Source organism: Vibrio sp. 10N.222.52.C3 (genome assembly GCF_041474195.1).
Taxonomy (GTDB): Bacteria; Pseudomonadota; Gammaproteobacteria; order Enterobacterales; family Vibrionaceae; genus Vibrio; species Vibrio crassostreae_C.
The window spans coordinates 29,723-40,498 of the sequence record NZ_JBFRTQ010000001.1 but is presented as its reverse complement, the minus strand read 5'-3'; the positions used below and the strand labels follow the sequence as shown (position 1 = coordinate 40,498).

Here is a 10,776-nt window from a genome sequence, read left to right as displayed (position 1 = left end):
TATTACCTCGCTTGGTATTAATCAAAAGAGTTGTTCTCTTAAAACACTATTGAAGGCGCCTTGGCAGAGTGGCTATGCAGCGGATTGCAAATCCGTGGACCTCGGTTCGACTCCGGGAGGCGCCTCCACTATTCAAAGTTGAAAGGCCAGCAGAAATGCTGGCCTTTTTGCTATCTGAAATTCTAAACCCTCATGCTATGTTCAAACTTCCACGTATGCTCTCTAATCAGTAGCACCACTAGGAACAAGCTATATCAGATCACTTTTGTGCCGGTCTTTTCCTTATGTAAACCTATCATTTGCTAAACAACCAACAGCATCTGTTAACCAATTGCGCCGTTTGTGAGTGGAATGAGTGGGGAATGGAAAAGGGCGACTGTCTTTTGCGTCATTAAATTCTTCATATTTATACATAGTTGCTCATGATCCTGTAACGCTTTCATGAGTTATTACACTTATTATGACCACAAATGAAAATGATTGTCATTTACTTGTGTTGCTGCTAACCTATTGTGAAACTTTACAACATCTTATTTACTGCACGAAAGTGTATATAAAACCCCGCTAAACCTTATTAAACCTACGGTTATTCGTTTGCTTCGTATGATAAATCAGCAGATCTACCTCTTTTGTCCTACCCCTTTAGGGTAGTTCGATTTCGTAATTGATTTACATCATATTTTCATTTTCTTTCATAATTCATTATTCGCTCAGTTAAGAAATATATAACCTTCAGGAATTCTTATGAGCAAGATGAAGCTAGTCGTAATCGGTAACGGGATGGTCGGCCATCGCTATATCGAAGATTTAGTCGAGAAGACAGACGTTGCTAACATGGACATCACAGTCTTCTGTGAAGAGCCTCGCGTAGCCTATGATCGTGTACACCTTTCTTCTTACTTTTCACACCATACTGCGGACGAACTTTCTTTAGTTAAAGAAGGCTTCTACGAGAAACACGGCATCAACATGCTGATCGGTGAGCGTGCTATTAACGTTAACCGTGAAAAGAAAACAGTTTACTCAAGTACTGGTCGTGAAATTCAATACGACAAGCTAATCCTTGCTACAGGTTCATACCCATTCGTTCCGCCAATCAAAGGTAACGAAGGTAAAGACTGTTTCGTTTACCGCACAATCGAAGACTTGAAAGCTATCGAAGCAACCGCTAAGAATTCTAAATCTGGTGTGGTTGTTGGTGGTGGTTTGCTTGGTCTTGAAGCTGCAGGCGCACTAAAAGCTCTTGGTGTAACCACGCACGTTGTTGAGTTTGCTCCAAAGCTAATGGCTGAGCAGCTTGACCAAGCGGGTGGTAACCAACTTCGTCAAAAAATCGAACGTATGGGCGTTAACGTACATACAAGTAAGAACACGCTTGAGATTGCTCCTGAAGGCACTGAAGCTCGTAACGTAATGCGCTTTGCAGACGGTACAGAGCTAGAAACTGATTTCATCGTATTCTCTGCTGGTATTCGCCCACAAGACAAACTTGCTCGTCAAATGGGGCTGGGTATTGCACCACGTGGCGGTATCGAGATTAATGATCACTGTCAAACGACAGACAAAGACATCTACGCAATCGGTGAGTGTGCGTCTTGGAACCAAACGTTCTACGGCCTAGTGGCTCCTGGTTACAAAATGGCAACGGTAGCGGTTGACCACGTTGTTGGTAACGAAAGCACATTTGAAGGTGCTGACATGTCTGCGAAGCTTAAGCTTTTGGGCGTGAAAGTAGGCTCTATCGGCGATGCGAACGGTCGTACTCCTGGCTGTAAGAGCTACGTTTACCAAAACGAAGAACAAGAAGTTTACAAGCGTCTAATCGTTTCTGAAGACAACAAGAAGCTGCTTGGTGCAGTAATGGTTGGCGACACGTCTGACTACGGTGATCTTCTACAGCTTATGCTGAACGAAATCGACCTACCAGAACACCCAGATGCATTGATTCTTCCTGCTCATGCTGGTGCTGAAAAGCCAACACTTGGCGCGGATTCTCTTCCTGAGTCTGCTGTTATCTGTTCTTGTTTCGATGTGACTAAAGGCAAGATCGCTCAAGCGGTTGCTGAAGGTCACCACACAATCGGTGATATCAAAGCAGTAACAGGCGCAGGTACTGGTTGTGGTGGTTGTATTCCACTAGTGACTTCAGTACTAAACGCTGAACTTGCTAAAGCTGGTGTTGAAGTGAAGAACGACGTGTGTGAGCACTTTGCATACTCTCGCCAAGAGCTTTTCCACCTAATTCGCATCGAAGAAATCAAAACGTTCGATGAGCTATTAGAGAAATACGGTAAAGGCTACGGCTGTGAAGTATGTAAGCCTCTAGCAGGTTCTATCCTTGCTTCTTGCTGGGGTGAACACATCCTTAAGCCTGAATTAGTGAAGCTGCACGATACCAACGACAACTTCCTAGGTAACATGCAAAAAGACGGTACTTACTCTGTAATCCCTCGTATGGCGGGTGGTGAAGTAACACCTCAAGCACTAAGCGTTCTTGCTGATGTTGCTGCTGAATACAACTTGTACACCAAGATCACAGGTGCACAACGTATCGGCCTATTTGGTGCTCAGAAAGATGACTTACCAGCAATCTGGAAGAAGTTAATCGCTGCAGGTTACGAAACGGGTCAAGCTTACGCAAAAGCACTTCGTATGGCGAAAACATGTGTAGGTTCTACTTGGTGTCGTTACGGCGTTCAAGATTCAGTTGGCCTAGGCGTGATGATCGAGAACCGTTACAAAGGCATCCGTACTCCTCATAAGATGAAGTTTGGTGTGTCTGGCTGTACTCGTGAGTGTGCTGAAGCTCAAGGTAAAGATTTAGGTATTATTGCGACTGACGCAGGTTGGAACATGTATGTATGTGGTAACGGTGGTATGAAACCTCGTCACGCAGACTTACTGGCAAGCGACCTAGACCAAGAAACGCTAATCAAGTACATCGACCGTTTCATGATGTTCTACATCCGCACGGCTGCGCCACTACAACGTACTTCGGTATGGATGGACAACCTAGAAGGTGGTGTTGATTACCTTCGTGAAGTGATTGTAGACAACAAGCTTGGTATCAATGACCAACTTGAAACTGACATTGCTGGCCTAGTTGATAACTTCGCTTGTGAATGGACAGATACAATCAACGACGAAGCTCAACTTAAGCGCTTTGCACACTTCATCAATGCTGATGACCGCGATGATAACGTTGTGTTTGTTGAAGATGGTCGTGAACAACACCGTCCTGCGACATTCACTGAGAAACACCCTGAAGCCATTACTTCAAAGCATCAGGGCGACATCATTCACGTAGAATCTGTTTAATTGGGAGACGACATCATGGCATTTACCAAAGTTTGTAAGATCGAAGACATTATCCCAGGTACAGGTGTTTGTGCGTTGGTTAGTGGTGAGCAAGTGGCTATCTTCCGCCCAACTGAGGCTGAAGAAGTATTCGCGATTAGCAACACAGACCCATACTTCCAATCTAACGTGCTATCACGTGGTTTGATTGTTGAGCACAAAGAAGAGCTTTGGGTAGCAAGCCCACTTAAGAAGCAACGCTTTAACCTAGCAACAGGTGTGTGCATGGAAGACGAGAACTTCAACGTGAAAGCGTACAAAGCTCGTGTTGCCAAAGGCGCTGTAGAAATCTCTGCTTAATCTTCGGATGAGTAAGATTTGATAGTTCAAGGGTTCTAGTTCTCGATATTGCCTTAACTCGGCAACTAGAGCCTTTTCCTATCCAATTTTAACTTTTAATTTAAACTTTTTAAGGACAACCTTATGTCTCCTGATTACAAACCAGCTGAATTCGTTCAAACGATGATTGATGTGGGTGAAGCGAAAACGAAAACAAGTACTCGCGATCTTCTGATTCGAAGCACTATGGCTGGTATCATCCTTTCTCTAGCGGTTGTTGTTGCTATTACAGCAATGGTTCAAACCGGTATTGGCCTTGTTGGCGCACTTGTGTTCCCAGTTGGCTTCGTCATTCTAAGTGTAATGGGTTATGACCTAGTAACTGGCGTATTCGGCCTTGCACCTTTAGCGAAATTCGACAACCGCCCAGGTATTACTTGGGGTCGTATCCTACGTTGTTGGGGTATTGTTGGTCTTGGTAACCTTATCGGTTCTTTGATTGTTGCTTTCCTTGTTGCAGTATCACTAACGGGTAACTTCTCTTTAGAACCAAACGCTGTTGCTCAAAAGTTCATTGCTGTTTCTACAGGTCGTAGCCTAGGTTTTGAAAACATGGGTATGGACGGATGGATCACGTGTTTCGTACGCGGTATCTTCTGTAACCTTATGGTATGTCTAGGTGTGATTGGCAACATGACTGCACGCACAGTATCTGGCCGTGTAGCAATGATGTGGTTCCCAATCTTCATCTTCTTCGCACTCGTATTTGAGCACACAGTAGTAAACATGTTCCTATTCCCACTGGGTATGATTCTTGGCGCTGACTTCGGTATTGCGACATGGTTGAACTTCAACCTTATCCCAACAATCCTAGGTAACATCGTTGGTGGTCTATTAATGACGTGTGTTCCTCTATACCTAACTCACGCTAAAACTGCGCCTTCTCTAGGTGCTAAGTAATCCTCAGTAGGGTGAAACGTAATTTAGTATGAGATTAAGAGCCCCAACAACATGTTTGGGGCTTTTTTAGTTCGAAAGCCCTTATATCATTGCGCAAATTACTCGCAATAGACTGTTTTGTTATAATTACTTCTATCTTCGTTAGTATTTAGACTGAATATTTATATCAACACCTGATAGTCTAAGGGTTAAGGATTTGAATAAGTCATCATGAATACAGTGACTTATCACATAGATTTAAGCTTGAGATAAAACAAGCAAACCTTCGGAGCGCAGCATGTCAGAAGTATCGTCATCGAATGTTAAAGAAGTAAACACAGGATTTGTTTCATTAGTAGGTGCAGGTCCGGGCGACCCAGACTTACTTACGTTAAAAGCGGCACGAGTGATTCAACAAGCAGACGTGTTGGTTTATGACCGTTTGGTATCAAAAGATATTTTGGCGATGGCTAATCCAGAAGCGGAAATGTTGTATGTGGGCAAAAAGCTCGATCATCACTGCGTACCGCAAGATCAGATCAACCAACTATTAGTGACCAAAGCTCAAGAGAACAAACACGTAGTGCGTCTAAAAGGTGGTGACTCGTTTATCTTTGGTCGTGGTGGTGAAGAGTGTGAAACGTTAGCTGAGAATGACGTGAGATTTGAAGTGATTCCGGGCATCACAGCTGCTGCCGGAGCAACGGCTTATGCGGGCATTCCGTTGACGCACCGTGATCATGCACAAAGCGTGCAGTTTATTACAGGTCACTTGAAGAAAGATGGCGAAGATATTGACTGGCAATCTCTTGCTCAGCACAACCATACCATCGTGTTTTACATGGGCTTGAAAGAGAGTCCGAACATTCAGAAGAATCTACTCGATAATGGTATGCGAGCTGACATGCCAGTTGCGATCATCGAAAACGGTACACGCCAAGAACAAAAGGTGTTTAGAGGTGGGTTACGTGATTTAGCTGACCTTGCGAGCGTCGCAAAGAGCCCAGCGCTGATTGTTGTAGGCAGCGTGGCTCAGCTCCATGAAAAACTTGCTTGGTTTAACAAACAAGCTTGATCGTTTGACCTTCTAATTGGATCTCTAAGCCACTACTGAGTCCATCAAGAATCAAATACTGCAGCGGCTGCCTTGTCGCTGCATTTCTTGTTGGCGCATCGGCATTTCGTCAATGATATTGGTGATCTGTTTCCAATCTGTTTTGCCACTCCATCGGTGCTTCTCTTTCCCGTCTTTACCAATCAAAACAGCGGTATGTGATCCTTTCGGGATCTCGTAAATACTGGTGACTGCTTCTAAGTTAAACTCTTCTTCTAACCAAGTTGGGACTGTGTAACCACTCTCAGCAATAACCATAATGACGACATCTCGTTCGTCCAATTGACAGTTATTGAGCAACACTTCATTCAGAAACTCTTTAACGATTGAATCTTCCTTTGGAGCGAAATAAATCACACTGCGGTGTGGCAAAGGCTTTGAGTGAGAATAAGCGGGGTAGGCGAGTACTGAATTGATGGTTAAGCTCATGATTATTAACGTGCTGATGGTCAGTAGTTTAAGCAAACTAAACCAGCTACCAGAGTTTGATGGTTGATTTAAAGTTTGCATCGCTTTGGTTGTGTCGATGCTTACGATCGAATTGTGTGTTTGTCGGTGCAGCATTGCCAACCTCCCTTTAAAAACTCTAAGCCTGAGTACGATTTGAACGCTACGTAAAGAAGAAGGTGAAGATCAGAACCACCTAAGAAACGCTCAAAACAAATCCACTTACAATAAGCATAGTTAGGATTACGTAAAGACACTTAGCTTTACGCTAAAGATATTAGATTTACGTTAACGATAGCTGGCAGGTTCATTTTTATTGAGTAAAGCGACTCGCATTTTACAATTGAATAGAATAGGGTATACGGAAAATCTAAAGGTATGAATTTATGGAAAACATAGCAATTTTGGTCGACGTTCAGAACGTTTACTACACGACGCGCGACAAATACCGTTCTAACTTCGACTATAACCAGTTTTGGTATGTTGCCACGGAAGGGCGTAACGTTATTGCAGCTAATGCTTACGCAATCTCAAGCCAAGATCCAAAGCAGCGTCAATTTCATCATATCCTTCGTGGTGTGGGCTTTAATGTGAAGTTAAAGCCGTTTATTCAGCGTCGAGATGGCAGTGCAAAAGGCGATTGGGATGTGGGTATTGCGTTAGACGCGATAGAACTTGCTGAGACGGTTGATACGATTGTTTTGGTATCAGGAGACGGTGATTTCGAAATCCTTGTAGAGCGAATCAAAGAGCGCTTTGGCAAGCCTGTTGAAGTGTATGGTGTTCCCGGGTTAACTGCTCAAAATCTTATCGATTCTGCATCAAAATTTGTACCGATTGAAAAAGATTTTCTTCTATAGAGGAAATCGGGCACTTTATAATTGAAATCAATAATAACGATAATTAGAATGCAAACAGTTCTTATTTATCGGTATGTGTAATGTCTCGCGTTTTAGTTGTTGATGATGATATTCAGTTGTGTGAATTACTGGGTGAAGTGTTAGAAAATGAGGGGTATCACGTTGATACTGTTCATTGCGGTGAATCCGCGCTTGAGTTTATTCAATCTCACCCTGTCGATTTGGTTCTACTCGATGTAATGCTTCCGAACCTAAGCGGCATTCAAGTAGCAAGACGTATTTGTCAGCGTTTTGCTACTCCCATTCTTATGCTAACCGCGCTTAACGACGATGCCTCAATGCTCGATGGCTACCAAGCAGGCGCCGACCAGTACATCGCTAAACCTTTCAATGTTCCTGAACTCTTAACCCGTATTAAGGTGATCTTGCGCCGAGTGGGTTTTGAACGCCAAAGACAATCTTTAGCTTCCTCTAATCACGGCTTGTGTGAACAACTCTCTCGTTTGCCATTAACTGGCACTGAAAAAGACTTGCTTGATTATTTGGTCAAAAATGACGGTATTGTCGTCTCAAAATCTGATCTGCAAATCCATGTACTCAAGAAAGAATTGTGTCCCTTCGATCGTAATTTAGATATGCATATCAGCAATATACGTAGAAAGCTCGTTCAGGCAGGTTTGTCTAAACAACATATAAAAACCGTTCGTGGTAAAGGTTACAGTTACCTAGAGTCGGTCGGAGCATGAGTAAAAAACTGCTGCGTTGCCCTGATTTTATTGCTAAGCGTAAAGACGGACTCACTTTCCAACTGTTCAGTTACCTGACCGTCATTTTGGTGAGTATTTTGATTCTGCAAGGTGTCGCAGAAAGAGCCTTGATGAAAGCGCTGCTTAAAGTCCCAGAATCGGTAAAAGCGGAAATGCTCGACCTTGCTTACCAAGCGAATGTGTTGATCGAAGAAGGGGACATGGATGAACTCGCGGACTGGGGTAATGCTCAGCAGTATTATCTGTTCGTCATTGATAAAGACAATCGTCCGATCACACATCGTCACATGCACCCACATTTTGAATTTAAGCTCAAATACTTAAGAACGTTAGATCACCAACTTAGTGATCGTGTGAGTAAGCCGATCTTCGGCCTACCACTGGATAACGGTAAAACACTGGTTATCCAACTACCGCACCAGTTTCATCCCGCAAAATCTTTTGCGCCATATTCCTATATGCTTAAAGCATTGATTGCATTGGTCGTATTGTCTCTGTTCTCGATTATCATGGCCAAAAGCCTTCAGCAACCGTTGGATAGATTGAGAGAAGCGAGCCGCAGACTGGCTCAAGGTGACTTCACGGTCAGTGTGGTGTCGGAGTTGAACTCCACCACGCGTGAATTCAACGAGCTTGCACACGATTTTGATTATATGACCTTTGAGATTAAATCTCTGGCTGAAAAGCAACGTTGTTTGATTCGTGATGTCTCACACGAGTTAAGAACACCATTAGCAAGGCAAAACCTCGCACTACACCTGCTGCGCAGCAAGGTTGATGATAAAAGCATTGGTTTGCTAGAACGAATGGAAAATGAAACAGAAGAGATGAATAAGCTGGTGGGTGAGATACTTGAATTTAGCCGCTTAGAAACCTCTCGCTATGACTCCAAGTTAAGTTTAATGCACCTTGAGCACTATTGTTCAATGTTGATCGCGCAGATGCAAAACGATTTAAAACCGAATCAAACTTTGATTGGTTCCCTAGAGACGCCGATATCAATGGTGAACGTTGATGAGAGGCTACTGCTTCGAGTCATTGGTAACTTGGTCGGGAATGCCATTAAATACGCGGGTGAGAACGCTCATGTGGTCGTGACGACATACGAACAGGTAATGGATAGACGTTACAGTGTAATATCTGTAGAAGATGACGGTGACGGTATTCCTGATAACAAGATTGCAGGTATATTCGACCCGTTTACTCGTATTGAATCAGCAAGAGACAAACGGTCTGGTGGCTACGGTCTGGGCCTTGCGATTGTTAAAGAAGCGATGGGTGTGATGAATGGACATGTAACTGCTGAGAATAGAGAAGGTGGGGGGCTGAGAGTGAACTTGATGTTCCCAATCGGTGATTAGCTTTCCCTATTGATAATTACCTTAAATTGATAACTGTCCCAACTCAGTAGTACTGACTTAAGCGATACCCAATAAAAACGCCACTGCATCTGCAGTGGCGTTTTTCTTTATGCGCTTTGGTATGGGCTAGGCGTAGCCATTAATTACGCCTGAGCTTGAAGACAAGAGCATAAGATAAGCGAGACTATGCCTGTTGGCGAGCTAGCTTAACTTCTTCTTCTTTCTCACCTGCTGCTGGGTCGTTGAAGCGAGACTCGTCTAGAGCGCCTTCAGACTTAGCAACGATGATAGATACGGCACTATCACCTGTGATGTTTACAGCGGTACGAATCATATCAAGAAGGCGGTCAACACCCATGATTAGAGCAATACCTTCAAGCGGCAGGCCAACTTGGTTCAATACCATCGCTAGCATAACAAGACCAACACCAGGGACACCTGCAGTACCAACAGACGCCAGTGTCGCCGTTAGGATAACCATTAGGTAATCACCCATTGAAAGGTCGATGTTGTACGCTTGCGCGATAAACGCCGTCGCAACACCTTGCATGATTGCAGTGCCGTCCATGTTCACAGTTGCACCTAGTGGTACTGTGAAAGAAGCGACTTTGTTGTCTACGCCCATACGGTTCTTAGCCGTTTCCATAGTTACTGGAATTGTTGCGTTCGAAGATGCTGTTGAGAATGCAAACATGATTGCATCTTCCATCTTACGTAGGAACGTAATCGGACTAAGACCTGTGAATCCTTTAAGCATCGCACTGTAAGTCACCAAGCCATGCAACAGCAGGGTACCAGCAAGCACTAAGAAGTATTCTGCTAGGTTCCAAATTGCACCTAAGCCAAGGCCAGAGAACAGTTTCGCCATCAAGAAGAATACGCCGTAAGGAGCAAGGTTCATTAGTAGCGCAACTAGCTTCATGATCACTTCGTTTAGATCAGAGAAAACTGCAGCGATACGTTCACCGGGTTTGCCCGCTGCACTGATTGCGATACCAAACAACACTGCAAATACGATAACTTGTAACGTTTTGCCCTCAGCCATCGCCTGAATAGGGTTGGTTGGGAACATGTCGATGATTACTTGGCCCAGAGAAGGGGCATCCGCTGATTTGAAAGAGCTCGCAGCAGTAAGATCCGCACCAGCTCCAGGTTGGAACAGGTTACCGATAGTTAATGCTAGAGTGATGGCAACGGCAGTAGTACCGATATAAAGTGCAAGCGTTTTGCCACCCATACGGCCAAGAGTTGATAAGTCTTTAAGAGAACTTGTACCGCACACTAGTGAAACGAAGACTAGAGGCACAACAAGCATTTTTAAACTGGCGACAAAGATTTGTCCGCCCACTTCAAAGAGTCCGTTAACGATGTAGTTGTTAACAAATCCGTTGTCTGCAAAAAGGGATTGAATGGCGAATCCCGTTAATATACCTACGACCATACCGAGGATTACTCGACCAGTCAGAGACATAGGTTTCTTGGTATTCATTTAGAACACTCCTTATTATTTATAACTTTGATACCTTTTCAAAGTGAGCAGGAGATTAGCAGTCGGATAATCAATTCGAAAAACAAAAAATGAGTTTGGAATTATAGATGTGATCAAAATCACTGATAATTGTGTAAATTAAACAAATAAAAACAAAATAATT

At 43.7% G+C, this 10,776-nt stretch carries 9 protein-coding genes and 1 tRNA gene; 8 read left to right on the top strand and 2 right to left on the bottom strand.

The genetic code is table 11. The annotated features are described in order from the left end of the window. The first annotated feature begins 54 nt into the window (after positions 1–54). The 5 genes from AB4517_RS00210 to cobA all read left to right on the top strand — a co-directional run bounded on the left by AB4517_RS00210 (position 55) and on the right by cobA (position 5,650). Positions 55–128, top strand: a tRNA-Cys gene (locus AB4517_RS00210). Positions 129–744: 616 nt separating this feature from the next. Further along, positions 745–3,318, top strand: coding sequence for a nitrite reductase large subunit NirB (gene nirB, locus AB4517_RS00205; RefSeq protein WP_017062560.1), 2,574 nt, complete (start codon positions 745–747; stop codon positions 3,316–3,318). A 15-nt stretch (positions 3,319–3,333) separates the two neighbouring features. Next, on the top strand, positions 3,334–3,657 hold the full coding sequence (gene nirD, locus AB4517_RS00200) for a nitrite reductase small subunit NirD (protein WP_017062559.1): 324 nt from the start codon (positions 3,334–3,336) through the stop codon (positions 3,655–3,657). Positions 3,658–3,780: 123 nt separating this feature from the next. Continuing rightward, positions 3,781–4,596, top strand: coding sequence for a formate/nitrite transporter family protein (locus tag AB4517_RS00195; RefSeq protein WP_017062558.1), 816 nt, complete (start codon positions 3,781–3,783; stop codon positions 4,594–4,596). A gap of 277 nt (positions 4,597–4,873) precedes the next feature. Further along, on the top strand, positions 4,874–5,650 hold the full coding sequence (cobA, locus tag AB4517_RS00190) for a uroporphyrinogen-III C-methyltransferase (RefSeq protein ID WP_017062557.1): 777 nt from the start codon (positions 4,874–4,876) through the stop codon (positions 5,648–5,650). 51 nt (positions 5,651–5,701) lie between these two features. Here the strand turns inward: cobA and AB4517_RS00185 are convergent, their stop codons facing one another. Beyond that, entirely contained in the window at positions 5,702–6,199 is a 498-nt protein-coding gene (locus AB4517_RS00185; protein ID WP_372072954.1) for a DUF4174 domain-containing protein, read from the bottom strand. Positions 6,200–6,522: 323 nt separating this feature from the next. Here AB4517_RS00185 and AB4517_RS00180 point away from each other — a divergent pair, with 323 nt between their 5' ends. The 3 genes from AB4517_RS00180 to AB4517_RS00170 all read left to right on the top strand — a co-directional run bounded on the left by AB4517_RS00180 (position 6,523) and on the right by AB4517_RS00170 (position 9,124). Next, positions 6,523–6,996, top strand: coding sequence for an NYN domain-containing protein (locus AB4517_RS00180; protein ID WP_010429860.1), 474 nt, complete (start codon positions 6,523–6,525; stop codon positions 6,994–6,996). An 80-nt stretch (positions 6,997–7,076) separates the two neighbouring features. Continuing rightward, positions 7,077–7,742 carry a response regulator transcription factor gene (locus AB4517_RS00175; RefSeq protein WP_017062555.1) on the top strand — a complete coding sequence of 222 codons (666 nt, stop codon included), beginning with the start codon at positions 7,077–7,079 and terminating at the stop codon, positions 7,740–7,742. Then, complete coding sequence (locus AB4517_RS00170; RefSeq protein ID WP_017064547.1) at positions 7,739–9,124, top strand: sensor histidine kinase; 1,386 nt, start codon at positions 7,739–7,741, stop codon at positions 9,122–9,124. Before AB4517_RS00175 ends, AB4517_RS00170 begins: the two co-directional genes overlap by 4 nt. A 184-nt stretch (positions 9,125–9,308) precedes the next feature. On the opposite strand, the gene AB4517_RS00165 is transcribed toward AB4517_RS00170, so the two are convergent. Beyond that, positions 9,309–10,613 carry a dicarboxylate/amino acid:cation symporter gene (locus AB4517_RS00165; RefSeq protein WP_017062553.1) on the bottom strand — a complete coding sequence of 435 codons (1,305 nt, stop codon included), beginning with the start codon at positions 10,611–10,613 and terminating at the stop codon, positions 9,309–9,311. Positions 10,614–10,776 lie beyond the last annotated feature (163 nt).